This window comes from Pantoea sp. R13S299, assembly GCF_048515925.1.
Classification (GTDB): Bacteria; Pseudomonadota; Gammaproteobacteria; order Enterobacterales; family Enterobacteriaceae; genus Pantoea.
The window spans coordinates 344,181-362,531 of sequence record NZ_JBLYEF010000004.1; the positions used below are offsets into that span (position 1 = coordinate 344,181).

Genomic DNA, 18,351 nt, shown 5'->3' on the forward strand with positions numbered 1-18,351 from the left:
AGAGAGGGGACAGACCATGAGGCGGGCTGTCCCTTCGGGATTAAATCAGGTGAGATCGGCCATCAGCACTTTTGAGCGGCGCTGATAGTTGTACATCTCTTTTTTACTCTCAGGCAGTGACTCGATATCGACCGGCGTAAAGCCGCGTTCCTGGAACCAGTGGATGCTGCGGGTGGTTAACACAAACAGCTTTTCCAGCCCCATTTGCTTCGCCTGCAACGCCACGCGCTGCAACAGCATCTCTCCGCGTGAGGAGCTGCGATAGTCAGGATGAACCGCCACACAGGCCATCTCACCAATCTTCTCATCCATAAACGGATAGAGTGCGGCACAGGCGATGGTCAGATTGTCGCGCTGAATAATCGTGAACTTATCGATCTCCATTTCCAGCTGCTCGCGTGAGCGACGCACCAGAATGCCCTGCTGCTCCAGCGGACGAATCAGTTCGAGAATGCCGCCGATATCGTTGATATTGGCGCGACGGATCTGCTCGGCCGACTCCATCACGATCTGCGTACCGATACCGTCGCGCGAGAAGAGCTCCTGCAACAGCGCGCCATCTTCCTGATAGCTGATTAAATGGCTGCGGCGCACGCCACTGCGACAGGCTTTTACGGCACCACGCAGGAAGCGGACCGTCCCGGAAAGATAGTCGCCTTCCTTTTCAATCTCGTCGATACGGGCCTGCGCGTCATTCGGGAACAGCTCGGAGATGATTTCACCTTCGCTGTTCAGTACACCTTGCTCAGAGCAGAAGCCGATCATTTTTTCCGCTTTAAGCTTAATCGCCAGCTGGGTGGCCACTTCTTCCGAGGTCAGATTAAAGCTTTCGCCGGTCACAGAAACTGCCACCGGCCCCATCAGCACAATGGCATCGTTATCCAGCTGGCGATGAATAGCCTCTTCATCAATACGACGGATACGTCCGCTGTGACAGTAGTCCACGCCATCATCCACACCCAGCGGCTGCGAAATAATGAAGTTGCCGCTGACCACATTGATATGCGCGCCCTGCAGTGGGGTGTTGTTGAGACTCATTGAGAGGCGGGCAGTGATATCTAACTGCAACCGGCCGGCAGCCTGCTTCACTAACTCCAGCGATTGTGCGTCGGTCACCCGAGTAAATTTATGATAAACCGGCTCCAGCTGCTGCTGAGCGAGGCTGGCATCAATCTGCGGCCGGGCGCCATAAACCACGACCAGGCGGATGCCCAGGCTGTGCAGCAGGCCGATATCATTAACGATGCCGGAGAAGTTCTCATGCTCAATCGCTTCGCCACCGAGCATGATGACAAAGGTTTTACCCCGGTGGGCATTGATATAGGGAACGGTATGGCGAAAACCCTGAACCAGTTCGGTACTACGTTCCTTCACGGCCAACCCTCAGTGAATGTTTATTCGTATTTTTTGTATTTTTATGCTTTTACGCCCGATTTTGCAAGTCTTAATCCTGACGAAAATTTACGTTTTTATGGGTGTCAAAGCCGCTAACAGCCTGCATTATTTAGGGTTTCCGGAGTGACATCATGCTGCGGATTGGATAAAGTTTTCGCCGCCATTTGATTAACTGGCGATTTTTTAGACATCACACAGCAGCTGGAGCGGCATGTCAGACGGTAATTCCCAATTTTCACGCAGACGATTTTTACAGGGGACAGGCGCCTTACTGCTGTTAAGCGTCAGCCGCACAGGACTGGCGGCGAAGAACCACATTGTGGCGGTGCGAATCTGGCCCTCATCCACCTACTCGCGTATGACGCTGGAGTCCAATGTCGCGCTGAAGTATAAGCAGTTTGCGCTGAGCAATCCCGAACGTCTCGTCATAGATATTCAGGGCCTGCATCTCAATTCGGCCCTGAAAGGGGTGGATAAGCAGGTACGGGTAGACGATCCCTTTATTAAAAATGCCCGTGTCGGCCAGTTCGACAGCAACACGGTGCGCGTCGTCCTGGAGTTGAAGCGCAACGTCGCGCCGAAGATCTTCAATCTCTCGCCGGTCGCCGGGATCAATCACCGGCTGGTAGTCGATCTCTATCCGAGCCAGAACCCGATAGAAGAGGATCCGTTGCTGGCCCTGCTGAAAGATTATAACCAGGGCGATCTGGAGAAAGATGAGGGCGTGCAGGCCCCGTTGCCGGGCAAAGCGGGGCGTGATCGTCCGATCATCATCATGATCGATCCCGGTCACGGTGGGGAAGATCCGGGCGCGCACGGTAAATATAAAACCCGCGAAAAAGATATTGTGCTGAAGATCGGACGGCGGCTCAAAGCGCTGATCGATAAACAGCCCAACATGAAAGCCTATATGACGCGCAATGAAGATGTTTTTATTCCGCTGCGCGTCAGGGTCGCTAAAGCTCGTAAACAGCGCGCCGATCTCTTTGTTTCTATTCATGCGGATGCCTTTACCAGTCGCGCGGCGCGAGGCTCTTCGGTGTTTGCCTTATCGACCAGCGGTGCCACTTCCGCAGCCGCCCGTTTCCTGGCGCAGACGCAGAATGAATCCGACCTGATTGGCGGCGTCAGCAAAAGCGGTGACCGCTATCTGGATCACACCATGTTCGATATGGTGCAGCGCCAGACGATTCATGACAGCCTGAAGTTTGGCAAAGAGGTACTGCATCGCATGGGGCGCATCAACCATCTCCACAAACGCACCGTGGACCAGGCTGGATTTGCGGTGCTGAAAGCCCCGGATATCCCGTCCATCCTGGTCGAGACCGCGTTTATCAGTAATGTGGAAGAGGAGCGCAAGTTGCGAACCACCCGCTATCAGCATCAGGTTGCGGAGGCGATTCTGGAGGGTATTAAGGCTTATGTGAAGAGTGGGGCGGCATTAGCCCATCGGTGATGGAGAGTGCGGGTAGCCCGGCTATCCGCACGCTTTTAAGGGCAGAGAGGGGCTAAAGAGGTGTTTTGGGAACGTCAGAAACAAAAAAACACCCTTTCAGGTGTTTAAATGATTGGTTGCGGGGGCCGGATTTGAACCGACGACCTTCGGGTTATGAGCCCGACGAGCTACCAGGCTGCTCCACCCCGCGTCCGTATCATACTTTTTTCACATTGTGACTTCTGTAAAACTACTGCAGAAGTATTGGTTGCGGGGGCCGGATTTGAACCGACGACCTTCGGGTTATGAGCCCGACGAGCTACCAGGCTGCTCCACCCCGCGTCCGTATTGCTTCTTACTTTTACTTCTCACATTGCGACTTCTGTAAAACTGCTGCAGAAGTATTGGTTGCGGGGGCCGGATTTGAACCGACGACCTTCGGGTTATGAGCCCGACGAGCTACCAGGCTGCTCCACCCCGCGTCCGTGGAAGCGCACTATACTCTCCGCGCTAATTCATGCAACCCCTTTTTAAAGATAAACGCCAAATTAACAGCCAGTTGCTGAAGGATTCAACCATCTGGTTAATTATTGAACTGATATGCGCCAGGTCAAAGCGGATGCATTTCATTCTGTCGGGGGCTTTGCTATCGTCGCGGGGCGAACAGTTATAAAAAGAGAAGATAATGAAATCACATTGGGTGAAGTATGCACTTACTGGCGCGTTAATCACGCTGCTGGCGGCCTGTAGCTCTAAACCGACCGATCGCGGTCAGCAATATAAAGATGGAAAACTGGAACAGCCGCTGGCGCTGGTAAATCAGCCCAACGCGAAAGGCGCGCCGGTTAATGGCAAAGACTTTGGCGATCAGGTTCGCCAGATTCAGTCCGCCTCATCCGCCCTTTATAGTCGTCAGAACGGCACCTACAGTGCAATTGAAAGCTGGCTGATGGCGGGAGCCGATACCCGGCAGCTTCGTCAGTATGGCCTGAACGCCTGGCAGATGGAGGGCACGGATAACTACGGTAACGTGCAGTTCACGGGTTACTACACGCCGGTCATCGAAGCGCGTTACACCCGTCAGGGTGAGTTCCAGTATCCGATCTACCGCATGCCGCCGCGCAAACGCGGTGAAAAATTACCAAGCCGCGCCTCTATCTATAGTGGCGGACTGGATGACCGCTACGTCATTGCCTACAGCAACTCGCTGATTGATAACTTCATGATGGATGTGCAGGGCAGTGGTTATGTCGACTTTGGCGATGGCCGCCCGATGACCTTCTTTGGTTACGCCGGTAAAAATGGCTGGGGTTATCACAGTATTGGTAAAGAGCTGATCGATCGCGGCGAAGTGAAGCGCGAAGATATGTCGATGCAGGCGATTCGCCAGTGGGCGCAGGAGCACTCACCGCAGGAAGTGCGTTCGCTGCTGGAAACCAACCCATCATTCGTTTTCTTTAAAGCTGAGCCGTTTACGCCAGTACGCGGTGCCAGCGCCGTTCCGCTGGTAGCGAAAGCTTCCGTTGCTTCTGACCGCTCAATTATTCCGGCGGGCACCGTACTGCTGGCAGAAGTGCCGCAGTTGAATGAGAAGGGCAAATTCAACGGCAAATATGAGATGCGCCTGATGGTGGCGCTCGACGTGGGCGGCGCAATTAAAGGGCAGCACTTTGATATCTATCAGGGTATCGGCCCTGACGCCGCACATCTGGCGGGCTTCTATAATCACTACGGACGCGTCTGGGTGATCAAAGCCGCACCGGGGGCCGGACAGCCGCTGTTCTCCAGCCCGCAAAACGGTAATAATGGTTCACTGCTTCTCGGCTCTAATTAAATTCTTCTCTGCGGGTCCCCGGGCCCGCACGACGTAACAGGTTCAACTATGAAAGTGTTAAATGACGCCTGGCATCAGCGCTTTGGCGGCACGGCGCGTCTCTATGGCCAGGATGCGCTGCAACGTTTTGCTGACGCACACTTCTGCGTCATTGGTATTGGCGGCGTCGGATCCTGGGCGGCGGAAGCACTTGTGCGCACCGGGATTGGTAAAATCACCCTGATAGATATGGATGATGTCTGTATTACTAACACCAACCGACAGCTTCATGCGCTGCAGGGCAACGTTGGCAAAGCCAAAACGGACGTGATGGCGGATCGGCTGCGTGCGATTAATCCCGACTGCGAAGTGATCTGCATTGATGACTTTATTACGCCTGAAAACACCGCCGAACTGATGGCTGCCGGTTTTGACTACGTGATCGATGCTATCGACAGCGTGCGGCCTAAAGCGGCGCTGATCGCCTGGTGTCGCCGGAATAAGATCCCGCTGATCACCACCGGTGGCGCGGGCGGGCAGATTGATCCAACCCAGATCCAGGTCACCGATCTGGCAAAAACCATTCAGGATCCGCTGGCGGCGAAGCTGCGCGAACGGCTGAAAAGTCTGGGCGTGGTGAAAAACAGCAAAGGCAAACTCGGCATCGACTGCGTTTTTTCCACCGAAGCGCTGGTCTATCCGCAGGCAGATGGCAGTGTCTGTGCTTCACGCAGCACGGCAGAGGGTCCGAAGAGAATGGATTGCACATCTGGCTTTGGCGCGGCAACCATGGTTACCGCGACCTTCGGCTTTGTTGCCGTTTCGCATGCGCTGAAGAAGTTTCTGGCGCGCGCGGCGCGTCAGGACGCCGTCAGTGCCTGACGAGCCGCGTGTTCAACTGCGGTGGCCAGTGCCTGCAGGCCGCTGCTGCGGGAGGCGCTGAGCTGGGCGCGCAGGCCGAGTTCATCAAACAGGGTTAAGGGATCGGTGGCCAGCAATTGCTGCGGCGTCTGGCCCTCAACGGCGGTCAGCAGCACGGCCAGCAGGCCGCGCACAATCCGTCCTTCACTGTCACCATAGAAGTGCAGTGAGCCATCTTCAGTTAACTGGCTGCCCAGCCAGACCCGGTTTTCACACCCGCTCAGTTCAATTTCCGCTGTTTTCAGTTCCTCCGGCAAGGCAGGCAACTGGCGGCTCAGCTGGATCAGCTGGCGATAACGATCCTCCCACTGATGAAAGCGGCCGAAACTCTCTTTCAGGCTGGCAACGGTAATCTGTTCGCCAAACGGGTGTGGCGCTAACAGCGATGAACGCATAATCAAAACTCCGATAACAGCGAGATGGCGCTTTTCATGGCGCGCACCAGCGTATCAACATCCTGCAGATTATTATAGGGTGCAAAAGAGGCCCGCAGCGTGCCGCTGACGCCCAGTGCCGTCAGCAACGGCTGCGCACAGTGCTGGCCAGCGCGCAGGGCGATTCCCTGCTCAGCCAGCAGCGTCACCAGATCGCTGTGATGCAGGTCAGCAATTTCAAAAGCCAGCAGGCTGGCGTTGCCACAGCGGAAGCTGCGAAAGCCGGGCAGTTCTGCCAGCTGCTCTTCCGCCAGCGAGGCAAGCTGCTGACTCCAGCACTCGGCTTCGGGCAGATCGTACTGCGCCAGCCAGCTCAGTGCGGCACTCAGACCCACCACGCCCGCCACATTCGGGGTACCGGCCTCAAAACGCCACGGCACCGGCTGCGGCGTGAAACCATTGAAATCGACATCCGTAATCATCTTACCGCCGCCCTGCCAGGGCTCCATCGCCTCCAGCAGTTCCGCTTTGCCATATAACGCGCCAATGCCCATCGGGCCGTAAATCTTATGGCCGGAAAAAGCGTAAAAGTCGATATCCAGCGCCCGTACGTCTGGCGGGCAGTGCACCACGCCCTGCGCGCCATCGACCATCACTTTCGCGCCCACGGCGTGCGCCAGCGGAATCGCCCTGGCGAGATCGGGACACCCGCCGGTGACGTTCGACATCTGGCCGACAGCCAGCAGGCGGGTGCGGCTGTTGAGCAGGGCAGGTAACAGGCTGATATCCGGCAGACGGTCTGGCCCCAACGGCCATTTTACGACGCGGGCGCCGCACGCCTGGGCGGCCATCAGCCAGGGCACCAGGTTGGCGTGATGTTCAGCCTCGCTGACCACAATCTCATCACCGGGCTGCAGGCGAGGCCGCAGCCAGCTGTTCGCCACCAGGTTTATTGCTTCAGTGGTGCCGCGCGTCCAGACAATCTCACGATCGTCAGCGGCGTTAAGCCAGCGGGCAACCTGATGACGCGCCTGTTCATAGCGATGAGTTAAAGCCTGGGCGGCGGCAAACTGGCTGCGATGAACTGTACCCGCGCTCAGGCTGTAAAACTGCTGCGTGCTGTCAATGACGGCCTGCGGCTTCAGCGTGGTTGCGGCGCTGTCGAGATAAACGCCGGCGTCGGCGAGTGCGGGAAACTGCTGGCGGAATGCGGTGGGATTGAATGCGGTCATGCCTGGTCCATGATAAGAAAAATTAGGACCAAACTGAAAGAATGGTCTGCGTCTGGCAAAGCTGGAAAAGCGCGTTATGCTAAATATTGCAAGGTTTGAACCAAACCCGCATAACTACGGGACGTTTACTAGTCGAACTCACTTATCGGCTGCCTCGGGTTAGCGTAACGCGGGTGGTTTGATGCAATCAATCTACAAGGAGATAGCAGATGAAAAAAATTACCGCAGTACTGGCCATGTGTACGCTGGCTTTCACCCTGACTGCCTGTTCAAGCAATTACGTGATGCATACCAATGATGGACGCACCATTGTCGCTGCCGGCAAGCCTAAAGTCGATAACGATACCGGCATGATCAGCTATAAAGATGCGAATGGCAACGAGCAGCAAATCAACCGCTCTGATGTCAAAGAAATGGTCGAGTCTGGCAAGTAATAAGCAAAAAAAAAGCACCGCAATTAGCGGTGCTATTTAAAAATCACTATGGACAGACAGGGTAAATCTACAGGAATTAAGCGCTTGATCCGCAATCGTCGGATCAAAAATTGCAAACACAACATCACGACCACAAGCCAAAAGCTTTCAGAAAATCTGCGAACTCACTCACAATTCTAAAAACTTTTCGTTCCGGCTCAGGAAGTGCGGCAACTATAGGTATTTGCTGGAGGTTCCTCAACGGACAAATTATAATGCCTCGGATTAAAAATTCTAATACGTAAACGCTTTGTATAAGCCTGCGTATTTTTCGCCGATCCGGATACGGAAAACCATGTCGAAACGCCTTCCTCCTCTCAACGCACTGCGTGTTTTTGATGCCGCTGCGCGCCATTTAAGCTTTACCAAAGCCGCTGAAGAGCTGTTTGTCACCCAGGCTGCTGTAAGCCATCAGATTAAATCTCTGGAAGATTTTCTGGGGTTAAAGCTGTTTCGCCGGAGGAATCGTTCGCTTTTGCTGACCGAAGAAGGACAAAGCTACTATCTCGACATCAAAGAGATTTTCCAGGCGATCAATGAAGCGACCCGCAAACTGCAGGCGCGCAGTGCCAAGGGTGCGCTGACGGTCAGTTTACTGCCGAGCTTTGCCATTCAGTGGCTGGTTCCCCGCCTCTCCAGCTTTAATATGGCTTATCCGGGAATCGACGTGCGTATTCAGGCGGTTGACCGCGACGAAGAGAAACTGGCCGACGATGTTGATGTGGCGATTTTTTACGGTCGGGGCAACTGGCCCGGACTGCGCGTTGAAAAACTCTATGCCGAATATCTGCTGCCGGTCTGTTCGCCGTCACTGATGACCGGAGAGAATCCGCTGAAAACGCCGATGGATCTCTCGCGCTTTACCCTGCTGCATGATGCCTCCCGCCGGGAGTGGCAATCGTATATTCGCCAGCTGGGCCTGCAGCATATCAATGTTCAGCAGGGACCGATCTTCAGCCACAGCGCCATGGTTTTGCAGGCGGCGATTCATGGTCAGGGCGTGGCGCTGGCGAATAATGTGATGGCGCAGAGTGAAATCGAAGCCGGACGGTTAATCTGCCCGTTTAATGACGTATTAGTGAGTAAAAACGCTTTTTATCTGGTTTGTCATGACAGTCAGGCAGAACTGGGTAAAATAGCCGCCTTCCGACAGTGGATCCTGGAAAAAGCTGCAACCGAACAAGAAAAATTCCGCTTCCGCTATCAACAGTAACAGTTTGATTTGTTTGCATTCAGATGCAAAAAGCACCCAGAGGATCGGTTAATGTCCAGTCGTGCCATGTTTGTTTTTGCGGCTATCAGCGGATTTCTGCTGGTGGCTTTTGGCGCATTTGGTGCCCACGTTTTGAGTCAGTCGCTTGGTGCGGCTGAAATGGCCTGGATTCATACCGGGCTGGAATATCAGGCTTATCACACCTTAGCGGTGATGGGACTGGGTGCCGCGATGTTACGCCGCGCCAATATCTGGTTTTACTGGAGCAGTGCGCTGATGGCGCTTGGCACCGTGTTATTTAGTGGCAGCCTATATTGTCTGGCGCTGTCACATCTGAAGTTTTGGGTTTTTATCACACCAGTGGGCGGGATCTGTTTCCTCGCCGGTTGGGTATTGATGTTGATTGGCGCTCTGCGTCTTAAACGAAAGGCAGAACGCCATGAATAAAGTTTTACTCTATTGTCGTCCCGGTTTTGAAAAAGAGTGTGCGGCAGAAATCAGTGCTAAAGCAGCGGAACGTGAAATCTACGGTTTTCCACGGGTTAAAGATGACTCCGGCTACGTGCTGTTTGAGTGCTATCAGTTTGAAGATGCTGAGCGTCTGGCGCGTGAACTGCCGTTTGACGAGCTGATCTTTGCCCGTCAGATGCTGGTCGTCGGTGAAATGCTGCGTGACCTGCCGCAGGAAGATCGCATTACCCCAATTGTCGGCATGCTGACCGGCGTGGTGGAAAAGGGTGGTGAACTGCGTGTTGAAGTCCCTGACACCAACGAAGCCAAAGAGCTGACCAAATTCTGCCGCAAGTTCACCGTGCCACTGCGTTCAGCACTGCGTGAAAGCAAAATTCTGCTGAACTATGAAAGTCCGAAACGCCCGGTAGTGCATGTGTTTTTCATCGCACCTGGCACCTGTTATGTCGGCTACTCCATCCGGGAAAACAGCTCGCCGTTTTACATGGGTATTCCACGCCTTAAATTTCCTTCCGATGCGCCAAGTCGTTCCACGCTTAAGCTGGAAGAGGCGTTCCACGTCTTTATCCCTGCGGATGAGTGGGATGAGCGTTTAGCCAGCGGCATGTACGCCGTGGATCTCGGAGCCTGTCCGGGCGGCTGGACTTATCAGCTTGTCCAGCGCAGCATGATGGTTTATGCGGTGGACAACGGACCGATGGCCCCGAGCCTGATGGATACCGGACAGGTGATGCACGAGAAAGCCGATGGATTTAAATTCCGGCCGCCACGCACCAACATCAGCTGGCTGGTGTGTGACATGGTGGAGAAGCCGGTTCGGGTGGCTAACCTGATGACCGACTGGCTGGTCAACGGCTGGTGCCGTGAAGCGATCTTCAACCTTAAATTGCCGATGAAAAAGCGCTATGAAGAGGTGACGCAGAATCTGGCAATGATGCAGGAGCGCTTTGATGAGAACGGCATAAACGTGCAGATTCGCGCCCGTCAGCTCTATCATGACCGCGAAGAGGTGACGGTTCATGTGCGCCGTATGTGGGCAGCGACCGGTGGCCGTCGCGACGAACGTTAATCACCCTCACCCGGCTGAGTGCAGCTGCACTCAGCCGGTATAACGCAGCGTATTCAGATTTCCCTGCAACACCAGATCCCGTTTCAGCGTGGCTACCTGACGGCTGATCTCAGCCATCTGCTGACCTTCCGCGAGCTTTTCCTGCCATTTGGCGGGCACCTTATCCAGTTGCTGATAGATCCCTTCAAGCGTGTGAAACTCTGTCAGCAGCTGTTTCGCGCTTTTCGGACCGATGCCGGTGATGCCCGGAATTTTACTGCTGCTGATGCCGCACAATCCCCAGTAATCGGGCAGAAGCTGTGGCGCCACGCCAAACTCAGCTTCGATAAAGGGCAGATCGAGCCAGCGTTTCTGGAAGTAGTCACGGATGCGAATCTCGGGTGCCAGTAGCTGACAGTAACCTTTGTCAGTGGAAACAATAGTGGCCTGATGTCCGGCCTGAGCCATTTTCACCGCCAGGGTCGCCGCTAAATCATCCGCCTCATCCTCGCCCGCTATCCAGCAGCTGACGCCTGCGGCACGAAACGCCTCCTGTAACGCCGGCATCTCTGCCTGTAAATCGTCTGGCATCGGCGGGCGACCGCTTTTGTAATCGGGTAGCAGCTGATGTCGCCAGCCCTGATGACGCGCTTCGCCATCAAATACCGCTACGGCGTGAGTCGGATGGGCGTGACCCAGTACCTGGCGCAGTGCGGCTACGCAGCCTTCGACACAGGGTGAGCCTTGTACCGCATGCAGACGGCGAATCAGATTCAACGCGTCAACAATAACAAGATGAAGAGCCATGAGAGTATGGGCAGCCCGGGGGCTGCCTCCTGATTTATTTGATAATTTCGTAGCAGGGGATGTAGGCGGTGCCTGGCAGTTTCATGCGTTGCTGGGCAACGAATCCCTGCAGCAGTTCATCCATGCGGTGCATGATGTCGGGGTCGCCATGCAGTTTAAAGCGGCCCTTCTCACGGATTTCGCGGATACCTATCTCTTTAACGTTACCCGCGACGATGCCTGAGAAAGCGCGGCGCAGGTCAGCAGCCAGCTTCTCAGGAGGCTGGTTGGTGTAGAGATTAAGGTTCGCCATATTTTCATGGGTTGGCAGGAACGGCACCTGCAGATCCGGTTCAATGCGAATCGACCAGTTAAAGCTGTAAGCATCGCCGGTTTCACGACGATTCTCTTTCACCTGCGGCATCGCTTTCTTCATCAGACGAGCGACTTCTGCCGCATCATCAATGATGATCTGATAATGCTTACGTGCCTGCTCACCCAGCGTGTTAACAATGAAATCATCCAGCACGCGGAAGTAATCGGCGCTCTCTTTCGGCCCGGTCAGAATCAGCGGCAGCACCTGATCGCTGTTGTGCGGATTCATCAGGATGCCCAGCAGATAGAGCAGCTCTTCTGCTGTGCCGACACCGCCAGGGAAAATGATGATGCCGTGGGCGATACGCACAAACGCTTCCAGACGTTTTTCAATGTCCGGCATGATGATCAGCTCATTCACCAGCGGATTCGGCGGTTCAGCCGCGATGATTGAGGGTTCGGTCAGGCCGATAAAGCGGCTGTCACGATAGCGCTGCTGAGCATGGCCAACGGCGGCCCCTTTCATCGGCGCTTCCATTACGCCCGGCCCGCAGCCGGTACAGATGTTCAGTTCACGCAGCCCAAGCTGTGTTCCGACGTTGCGGCAATACTGGTACTCAACGGCATTGATAGAGTGACCGCCCCAGCACACTACGGTGTTGGGATACTCGCCGATGTGCAGTGCCCGCGCATTACGCAGAATGGAAAACACGGTGTTGGTGATCGTGGCGGAATCGTTCTCTTCGGCTGCCGTGAAACGGCCCGGCATGTTGAGCTGACCGCTGACAAACAGGATGTCACGCAGCACCGCAAACAGGTTAGCCTGTAGTGATCGGATGATGCGGCCATCCACGAACGCCTCTTCCGGCGGATTGATCAGTTCCAGTTTGACGCCGCGCTCACGGCGCAGCACGTTGATATCGAAGTTCTCAAAGCGGGAAAGCAGTTCGTGGCTGCTGTCAGTCTGGCTGCCGGAGTTAAGTACGGCCAGAGAGCAATTGCGAAACAGCTGGTAGAGGTCACTGCTGGCTGTGCGCTTCAGCATATCCACTTCCAGCTGCGAGAGCAGATCCATTGAGCCAAGTGGGCTGATATGGGTAATCAAATGAACTCCTTTGCACCCGCCTGGGTGCGTGTTGGCACTGCAACGGCAGTGACGAAAATCCCTGGTCGGCAACCCGCAGGTTACCGCCATCACCAGAGTAGCCTTGTCGGCCCGCACAGCTCAAGCGGAACTGCGCTTCCTGCACGCAGCCTGCGAGAAGTCTCGCAAACTACTGACGAACCAGTCGTGAAAAACCGGGTGAGAAGGGCACATTGGTGCGCCACGGGTTGATATCCAGCCCGCCACGACGGGTATAGCGCGCATAAACCGTCAGCGCTTCCGGATGGCAGAAACGCATCACATCATTAAAGATGCGCTCGACGCACTGCTCGTGAAATTCGTTGTGCTGGCGGAATGAGACCAGGTAGCGCAGCAGCGCTTCACGGTCAATCCGCGGGCCTTTGTAGCGGATCATTACCGAACCCCAGTCAGGCTGATTGGTAATCAGGCAGTTTGACTTGAGCAGGTGGCTGACCAGCGTCTCCTCAACGATTTCGCTGCCGGTGGCATCCGCCAGATAATCAGCATTGAAGCGGTAATCCTCGATGGCGATATCCTGCTCATCAATGCAGCTCCCCTCAAAATGACCGATGGGCTGACCTTCTATCTCATTAAGGCGGAACAGCGCGACCCGCGCTTCACCTTCGGCACAGGCACTCAGATCCCGCTCCAGCGTCTGCCGGACCTCGCCCCAGTCAGCAAAGCGGGTCTGGTTGAAGCTGTTCAGGTAGAGCTTGAAGCTTTTCGACTCGATAAGATTGCGGCTCTGCGCATCCAGCACCACTTCGCCGACGGCAACCTGAGGCAGACCTTTGCTGTTGAGCCACGAGAGTTCATACAGGGTCCAGATATCGCTGCCGGTAAAAGGCAGGCTGTCGGGAAACAGGCCAAGCGGTTCACGGTTCAGGCTGCGTGGCACCGACTGCAGTAAGCTGTTGTCATACCGATCGTGATAGGCTGTGGGTTTGCCCAGCGTCAGGTTACTGAGTGCCTGATCCTGTTCGTGAGTAGTCATTGCGGTTACCACCAAAATTAATCAAAGTGGCTAAGTGTAACCCATCAGAAGTGAGAATATGAATGATGCAGCAAACTGCCGCCGCGTTGCGCGACTTTACCACCCGATACTGCCAGCACTGGCTTCAGCAGGCGGGACATGGGCCGGCCAGCAGCGATCTTTATGGCGTCCCGTCGCCCTGTGTTTTGGAGGATCGCGACCAGCGGGTCATCTGGCAGCCGCAGCCGTTTAGTCTGCCAACGACGCTGGATGCGATTGAGCGGGCGATCGACATCCAGCTCCAGCCGCCGATCACAGATTTCTACACCACGCAGTTTGCCGGGGATATGCAGGCCCGTTTTGGTGAGAATCAGCTGACGCTGTTGCAGGTATGGAGTGAAGAAGATTTCCTGCGGTTACAGGAGAATCTGATTGGGCATCTGGTGATGCAGCGCCGCCTGAAACAGTCGCCGACGCTGTTTATTGCCACCACCGATTCAGAGGAGGAGATCATCTCTCTGTCTAATCTTAGTGGCGAAGTCATTCTGGAGCAGCCTGGCCGTAAACAGCGTGTCGTCTTAGCAGAAAGTCTTGAGATATTTCTTAAGTCATTACAACCGGTTATCATCTGATTTGCAGTGATTTGCCGCTCGGCTTGTGAGACATCTCTTACATCTGCTGTAAGAGATCGCCATATAACAGTTGAGACATCCGGAAGGCCAGGATGTAAAAATATTGTGAATCATCAACTTAATGGCGTTTATCCTAATTTGTACCGCACATTTCGTAAAGTTCCGCTGTGAGTACCTTGTGCGCGTAACGAGTTCTGTCAAAATGTTTCGCACTGCAGGACGCTCAGGAAACAGATATCGTCAGGATGATGATAAGCCATGAGGCAGGAACGTAACGGAGCTTACGGCACACGGAAGGTTTCAGGACGAAACAGGATCGCTCAGGATTGAGTAAGGGACACCTCCAGGATGGAGAATGAGAACCCCTCAGAAGAGGTGGTGGGCCAGGACGCTAAGGATACATCAGGACGATGCGCGACAGGAGTTCGCACTGGACAAGTTGTCATGGAAGAGCAGGGAGCATAAACGTAGCAGGATGGCTGCAAACGAACCGGGAGCACTGTTTATACAGTGCTCCCTTTTTTTGTGCCTGTGCCAACAAGTGATATGCTTGCCGCCCATTTTTGACTGCTCGCTGGAGGTGGCGCATGACGCCCGAACAATTGATTACGCAACGGCTGGAGCAACTGGAAGCGGTGATGCGTGAGCACCATCTCTGGCAGAGTACGCCGCCAGCCGGGGGCGCGCTTGAAAGCCAGGAACCTTTTTGCCTGGATACGCTGGAGCCGCTGCAGTGGCTCCAGTGGGTCTTAGTCCCGCGCATGCATGCCCTGATTGCCGCCCGGCATCCGTTACCGCAAAACTTTGCCGTTGCCCCCTACTATGAGATGACGCTGGTGCCTGATCAGCCCGGTATTGCACCGCTGCTGCTGACCCTGCGTCAGCTGGATGCGATGATCAAGGATGCTGCCCACTAATGCTGGAGATACTTTATCAGGATGAGTGGCTGGTTGCCGTCAACAAGCCCAGCGGCTGGCTGGTGCATCGCAGCTGGCTGGATCGCCATGAAACGGTGTTTGTGATGCAGACCGTTCGTGACCAAATCGGACAGCATGTCTTTACCGCGCACCGTCTGGACAAGCCGACGTCAGGCGTGCTGCTGATGGGGCTTTCGAGTGAAGTCGGACGTCTGCTTTCCCTGCAGTTTGAACAGCACCAGATGCAGAAAACCTATCACGCCGTGGTACGCGGCTGGCTGGAGAGCAGCGGGACGCTCGACTATCCGCTGGTGGAAGAGCTGGATAAAATTGCTGACAAACATGCCACTGAAGCGCGTACCGCCCAGCCCGCCGTCACCGATTATCAGTCACTGGCCACCGTTGAGATGCCGGTCGGCATTGGTCGTTATCCCACGTCGCGATACAGCCTGGTTGAAATGGCCCCTAAAACCGGTCGCAAGCATCAACTGCGTCGCCATATGTCACACCTGCGTCATCCGATTATCGGTGATTCGGCGCACGGTGATCTGCGTCAGAACCGGGGGGCCGCCGAACATTTTGGCGCTAACCGACTGATGCTGCACGCCAGCAGCCTGGCATTGACCCATCCGGTGACCGGTGAACCTTTGCTGATTCGCGCCGGACTGGATGGCGTCTGGCAGAATCTGATGAATCAGTTTGGCTGGCAGGATCAGATTCCTGAGGTGCCGCGGGTTGAGTTTAACGCAGCGCCAGGACAGGATAACGTTTCAGAATAAGGGAGAAAGCAGATGGCAAAGATTGGCATTTTTGTGGGTACGGTTTACGGCAACGCGCTGATGGTGGCGGAAGAAGCGGAGCCGTTACTGCAGCAGCAGGGTCACAGCGTCACCGTGTTTGACGATCCGACGCTGGCAGACTGGCAGAACTATGCCAGCGATGTGGCGTTAGTTGTCACCTCAACTACCGGACAGGGCGATTTCCCCGACACGATTTCAGGCCTGTTCCATGCGATTAAAGATAAGCTTGGCCATCAGCCTGCGCTGCGCTATGGCGTGATTGCGCTGGGTGACAGCAGTTATGACCATTTTTGTGGCGCGGGCAAAACCTTTGATGCGCTGCTGCAGGAGCAGGGCGCGCAGCGGGTTGGAGAGGTGTTACTGGTTGATGCCTCTGAAAACCCTGAGCCGGAAGCGGTTACCTCTCCGTGGGTTGAAGCCTGGGGCGCGCAGCTCTGATGGCAATGCCAGGCTTATCTCTGCCTTAGCTGCATAAAGATAAGCCTGGCGTGCGATATCAGGTGATGGGTGCCGGGTTAAACACCGCCAGCTGATTACGGATGCCCCAGCGATCGGACCAGGTCTGCTTCCTGCCACTGGCAATGTCCAGAATCAACTCAAACAGTCTCCAGCCTACCTGTTCAATACTCTCTTCACCGGTCGCAATCGTCCCGGCATTGATGTCCATCAGATCGTGCCAGCGCTCGGCCAGGGCATTACGCGTCGCCATCTTGATCACCGGAATCGCGGCCAGACCATAAGGCGTACCGCGCCCGGTGGTAAACACCTGCAGAGTAATACCCGATGCCAGCTGCTGCGTACCGCAGACAAAATCGCTGGCGGGCGTCGCCGCATAAATCAATCCACGCCGCGTAGGCCGCTGACCGGGTGAGAGCACTTCGACAATGGCGCTGCGTCCCGATTTGGCGATCGACCCAAGGGCTTTCTCCACCACGTTTGCCAGCCCGCCTTTTTTATTGCCCGGCGACGGGTTAGCGCTGCGATCGGTCTGGCCCTGGTCGAGGTAATTGTCATACCAGGCCATCTCCTCCAGTAAGCGCTTACCAACTTCCTGATTAATCACCCGCGGCGTCAGCAGGTGAATCGCATCACGCACTTCAGTCACTTCTGAGAACATCACGGTAGCGCCGCAGCGCACCAGCAGATCAGAGGCGAAGCCCACGGCCGGATTCGCCGTCACGCCCGAGAACGCATCGCTGCCACCACACTGCATACCGACAATCAGTTCTGCCGCAGAGCAGGTTTCGCGCTGGCGCTGATTGAGCCGCTGCAGATGACGCTCCGCTACCTGCAGAATCTCATTCACCATCGCCCCAAAGCCCACCAGCTTTTCATCCTGCAAACGCACGATGTCATGATCGTCCAGCGAAATCGCCTGTACGTCAGGCGTGCCGGTCAGCAGACGTTCCGGCTGTAACTTTTCACAGCCCAGACTGACGATCATCACTTCGCCGCCGAAATTGGCATTCAGCGCCAGATTGTGAATGGTGCGAATCGGCACGACAGCAGCCGGTGCATTGATCGCCACGCCGCAGCCATAGAGGTGGTTCAGGGCGACCACGCCGTCGACATTCGTATAGCGCGGCAGTAAATCCCGTTCAATGATCTGCACGACATGATCCACCACACCGGCCACGCAGTGGACGCTGGTAGTAATGCCGAGGAGGTTACGTGTACCCACACTGCCATCGGCATTGCGGTAACCCTCAAAGGTGTAGCCCTCCAGCGGCGGCAATTCAGGCGGAACCTGCGTGGCTAACGGCAGACTCTCCAGCGGAGGGGCTGCCGGCAGCGCCACCAGCGACTCATCAATCCAGCTACCCTGGGCAATATCCCGCAATGCATAGCCAATGACTTCGCCATAACGCACGATCTCTGCACCCTGGTTAATCGCGCTCAGCGCCACTTTGTGGCCCTGCGGCACATGCTCTGTGAGTGTCAGGCCATCCGCAAACTGCGTGCCGGCTGGCAGACCCAGGCTGTTAACCACAATCGCTACATTGTCATGCTCATGGACTTTGATATAGAGCGGTTGTTCATCTGTGTTGGGGTTCATCGCTCACCTTCCTGTCTGTCGTACCGTACTTGTGCGGCACGCTGTAATGTTCTGACCTGTCACACGCTTGTTTGCCAGCTTCAGTATAGGGAGGCGGCTCAAGGGGCGCATTGTGCAAATGACCACCATTAAGTTCATTCACCTCACTGTTTTGAGTCGATTATCCAAAAGCAAGTGAAGAGCCTCACAAACAGCGGGCAGAAGCGTTATCAATGGCAGATTTCGACCCGGTTTTTGCCACTTTCGTGAGCCACACCGCAGGGTTTTGTGCATCCGCCAGACATTCAGTTCTACAACGCGGTTATTCCAGGGCGATGCGCCAATGTCATCGCCACAGCCTGTTCTTATACTGAGTTCCGTTAGCCAAAGTC

18 protein-coding genes and 3 tRNA genes are annotated in these 18,351 nt (G+C 55.3%); 11 read left to right on the plus strand and 10 right to left on the minus strand.

Annotation, left to right across the window (positions count from 1 at the left end; all coding sequences use genetic code 11):
* Positions 1-45: 45 nt before the first annotated feature.
* On the minus strand, positions 46-1,374 hold the full coding sequence (argA, locus tag ACN1CO_RS18630) for an amino-acid N-acetyltransferase (RefSeq protein WP_003853937.1): 1,329 nt from the start codon (positions 1,372-1,374) through the stop codon (positions 46-48).
* A 232-nt stretch (positions 1,375-1,606) separates the two neighbouring features.
* Between argA and amiC the strand changes: the two genes are divergently transcribed.
* Positions 1,607-2,851 (plus strand): N-acetylmuramoyl-L-alanine amidase AmiC, encoded by a 1,245-nt coding sequence (amiC, locus tag ACN1CO_RS18635; RefSeq protein ID WP_419140225.1) that lies wholly within the window; start codon positions 1,607-1,609, stop codon positions 2,849-2,851.
* Positions 2,852-2,964: 113 nt separating this feature from the next.
* Here amiC and ACN1CO_RS18640 read toward each other — a convergent pair.
* The 3 genes from ACN1CO_RS18640 to ACN1CO_RS18650 form a co-directional block, all read right to left on the minus strand.
* Positions 2,965-3,041, minus strand: a tRNA-Met gene (locus tag ACN1CO_RS18640).
* Between the two features lie 54 nt (positions 3,042-3,095).
* A tRNA-Met gene (locus ACN1CO_RS18645) sits at positions 3,096-3,172 on the minus strand.
* 63 nt (positions 3,173-3,235) lie between these two features.
* Positions 3,236-3,312 (minus strand) — tRNA-Met (locus tag ACN1CO_RS18650).
* 203 nt (positions 3,313-3,515) lie between these two features.
* Here ACN1CO_RS18650 and mltA point away from each other — a divergent pair.
* Positions 3,516-4,664 carry a murein transglycosylase A gene (mltA, locus tag ACN1CO_RS18655; protein WP_419140226.1) on the plus strand — a complete coding sequence of 383 codons (1,149 nt, stop codon included), beginning with the start codon at positions 3,516-3,518 and terminating at the stop codon, positions 4,662-4,664.
* A gap of 48 nt (positions 4,665-4,712) precedes the next feature.
* Positions 4,713-5,525 carry a tRNA cyclic N6-threonylcarbamoyladenosine(37) synthase TcdA gene (gene tcdA / locus ACN1CO_RS18660; protein ID WP_419140227.1) on the plus strand — a complete coding sequence of 271 codons (813 nt, stop codon included), beginning with the start codon at positions 4,713-4,715 and terminating at the stop codon, positions 5,523-5,525.
* Here the strand turns inward: tcdA and csdE are convergent.
* Both csdE and csdA read right to left on the minus strand, forming a co-directional pair.
* On the minus strand, positions 5,504-5,959 hold the full coding sequence (gene csdE, locus ACN1CO_RS18665) for a cysteine desulfurase sulfur acceptor subunit CsdE (protein ID WP_419140228.1): 456 nt from the start codon (positions 5,957-5,959) through the stop codon (positions 5,504-5,506). The genes tcdA and csdE overlap by 22 nt on opposite strands.
* Before the next feature lie 2 nt (positions 5,960-5,961).
* Positions 5,962-7,170: a cysteine desulfurase CsdA gene (gene csdA / locus ACN1CO_RS18670; RefSeq protein ID WP_419140229.1), complete on the minus strand. Its 1,209-nt coding sequence runs from the start codon at positions 7,168-7,170 to the stop codon at positions 5,962-5,964.
* Positions 7,171-7,379: 209 nt separating this feature from the next.
* Between csdA and ACN1CO_RS18675 the strand changes: the two genes are divergently transcribed.
* The 4 genes from ACN1CO_RS18675 to rlmM all read left to right on the plus strand — a co-directional run bounded on the left by ACN1CO_RS18675 (position 7,380) and on the right by rlmM (position 10,396).
* Positions 7,380-7,604: a YgdI/YgdR family lipoprotein gene (locus ACN1CO_RS18675; RefSeq protein WP_419140230.1), complete on the plus strand. Its 225-nt coding sequence runs from the start codon at positions 7,380-7,382 to the stop codon at positions 7,602-7,604.
* 334 nt (positions 7,605-7,938) lie between these two features.
* Positions 7,939-8,856 (plus strand): transcriptional regulator GcvA, encoded by a 918-nt coding sequence (locus ACN1CO_RS18680; protein WP_419140231.1) that lies wholly within the window; start codon positions 7,939-7,941, stop codon positions 8,854-8,856.
* A 51-nt stretch (positions 8,857-8,907) separates the two neighbouring features.
* The gene (locus ACN1CO_RS18685) at positions 8,908-9,303 is read left to right on the plus strand and encodes a DUF423 domain-containing protein (RefSeq protein WP_013358901.1); all 396 of its coding nucleotides are present in this window, start codon (positions 8,908-8,910) and stop codon (positions 9,301-9,303) included.
* Positions 9,296-10,396, plus strand: a complete 1,101-nt coding sequence (gene rlmM, locus ACN1CO_RS18690; protein ID WP_033783981.1) for a 23S rRNA (cytidine(2498)-2'-O)-methyltransferase RlmM — start codon at positions 9,296-9,298, stop codon at positions 10,394-10,396. The genes ACN1CO_RS18685 and rlmM overlap by 8 nt, the downstream gene beginning before the upstream one ends.
* Before the next feature lie 30 nt (positions 10,397-10,426).
* On the opposite strand, the gene xni is transcribed toward rlmM, so the two are convergent.
* From xni to queF, 3 genes are all read right to left on the minus strand, one after another.
* Complete coding sequence (gene xni / locus ACN1CO_RS18695; RefSeq protein ID WP_419140232.1) at positions 10,427-11,182, minus strand: flap endonuclease Xni; 756 nt, start codon at positions 11,180-11,182, stop codon at positions 10,427-10,429.
* Positions 11,183-11,216: 34 nt separating this feature from the next.
* Positions 11,217-12,581 carry a nucleotide 5'-monophosphate nucleosidase PpnN gene (gene ppnN, locus ACN1CO_RS18700; protein ID WP_419140233.1) on the minus strand — a complete coding sequence of 455 codons (1,365 nt, stop codon included), beginning with the start codon at positions 12,579-12,581 and terminating at the stop codon, positions 11,217-11,219.
* A gap of 169 nt (positions 12,582-12,750) precedes the next feature.
* Complete coding sequence (gene queF / locus ACN1CO_RS18705; protein WP_419140234.1) at positions 12,751-13,596, minus strand: NADPH-dependent 7-cyano-7-deazaguanine reductase QueF; 846 nt, start codon at positions 13,594-13,596, stop codon at positions 12,751-12,753.
* A gap of 62 nt (positions 13,597-13,658) precedes the next feature.
* Between queF and syd the strand changes: the two genes are divergently transcribed.
* The 4 genes from syd (at position 13,659) to ACN1CO_RS18725 (ending at position 16,362) form a co-directional block, all read left to right on the plus strand.
* Positions 13,659-14,207: a SecY-interacting protein gene (gene syd, locus ACN1CO_RS18710; protein ID WP_419140235.1), complete on the plus strand. Its 549-nt coding sequence runs from the start codon at positions 13,659-13,661 to the stop codon at positions 14,205-14,207.
* Positions 14,208-14,794: 587 nt separating this feature from the next.
* Positions 14,795-15,124, plus strand: a complete 330-nt coding sequence (locus tag ACN1CO_RS18715; protein ID WP_419140236.1) for a YqcC family protein — start codon at positions 14,795-14,797, stop codon at positions 15,122-15,124.
* Positions 15,124-15,903, plus strand: a complete 780-nt coding sequence (gene truC, locus ACN1CO_RS18720) for a tRNA pseudouridine(65) synthase TruC (RefSeq protein ID WP_419140237.1) — start codon at positions 15,124-15,126, stop codon at positions 15,901-15,903. Before ACN1CO_RS18715 ends, truC begins: the two co-directional genes overlap by 1 nt.
* A 12-nt stretch (positions 15,904-15,915) precedes the next feature.
* Positions 15,916-16,362, plus strand: coding sequence for a flavodoxin (locus ACN1CO_RS18725; protein WP_419140238.1), 447 nt, complete (start codon positions 15,916-15,918; stop codon positions 16,360-16,362).
* A 58-nt stretch (positions 16,363-16,420) separates the two neighbouring features.
* On the opposite strand, the gene garD is transcribed toward ACN1CO_RS18725, so the two are convergent.
* A complete protein-coding gene (gene garD / locus ACN1CO_RS18730; RefSeq protein ID WP_419140239.1) occupies positions 16,421-17,980 on the minus strand; it encodes a galactarate dehydratase in 1,560 nt (519 codons plus the stop codon).
* Between the last annotated feature and the right edge of the window lie 371 nt (positions 17,981-18,351).

What these genes read in the sequence shown, in the direction of transcription:
- amiC (WP_419140225.1), top strand. Translation starts at nt 1,607, where the DNA reads ATGTCAGACGGTAATTCCCAATTTTCACGCAGACGATTTTTACAGGGG.
- mltA (WP_419140226.1), top strand. Translation starts at nt 3,516, where the DNA reads ATGAAATCACATTGGGTGAAGTATGCACTTACTGGCGCGTTAATCACG.
- tcdA (WP_419140227.1), top strand. Translation starts at nt 4,713, where the DNA reads ATGAAAGTGTTAAATGACGCCTGGCATCAGCGCTTTGGCGGCACGGCG.
- csdE (WP_419140228.1), bottom strand. Translation starts at nt 5,959, where the DNA reads ATGCGTTCATCGCTGTTAGCGCCACACCCGTTTGGCGAACAGATTACC.
- csdA (WP_419140229.1), bottom strand. Translation starts at nt 7,170, where the DNA reads ATGACCGCATTCAATCCCACCGCATTCCGCCAGCAGTTTCCCGCACTC.
- ACN1CO_RS18675 (WP_419140230.1), top strand. Translation starts at nt 7,380, where the DNA reads ATGAAAAAAATTACCGCAGTACTGGCCATGTGTACGCTGGCTTTCACC.
- ACN1CO_RS18680 (WP_419140231.1), top strand. Translation starts at nt 7,939, where the DNA reads ATGTCGAAACGCCTTCCTCCTCTCAACGCACTGCGTGTTTTTGATGCC.
- ACN1CO_RS18685 (WP_013358901.1), top strand. Translation starts at nt 8,908, where the DNA reads ATGTCCAGTCGTGCCATGTTTGTTTTTGCGGCTATCAGCGGATTTCTG.
- rlmM (WP_033783981.1), top strand. Translation starts at nt 9,296, where the DNA reads ATGAATAAAGTTTTACTCTATTGTCGTCCCGGTTTTGAAAAAGAGTGT.
- xni (WP_419140232.1), bottom strand. Translation starts at nt 11,182, where the DNA reads ATGGCTCTTCATCTTGTTATTGTTGACGCGTTGAATCTGATTCGCCGT.
- queF (WP_419140234.1), bottom strand. Translation starts at nt 13,596, where the DNA reads ATGACTACTCACGAACAGGATCAGGCACTCAGTAACCTGACGCTGGGC.
- syd (WP_419140235.1), top strand. Translation starts at nt 13,659, where the DNA reads ATGATGCAGCAAACTGCCGCCGCGTTGCGCGACTTTACCACCCGATAC.
- ACN1CO_RS18715 (WP_419140236.1), top strand. Translation starts at nt 14,795, where the DNA reads ATGACGCCCGAACAATTGATTACGCAACGGCTGGAGCAACTGGAAGCG.
- truC (WP_419140237.1), top strand. Translation starts at nt 15,124, where the DNA reads ATGCTGGAGATACTTTATCAGGATGAGTGGCTGGTTGCCGTCAACAAG.
- ACN1CO_RS18725 (WP_419140238.1), top strand. Translation starts at nt 15,916, where the DNA reads ATGGCAAAGATTGGCATTTTTGTGGGTACGGTTTACGGCAACGCGCTG.
- garD (WP_419140239.1), bottom strand. Translation starts at nt 17,980, where the DNA reads ATGAACCCCAACACAGATGAACAACCGCTCTATATCAAAGTCCATGAG.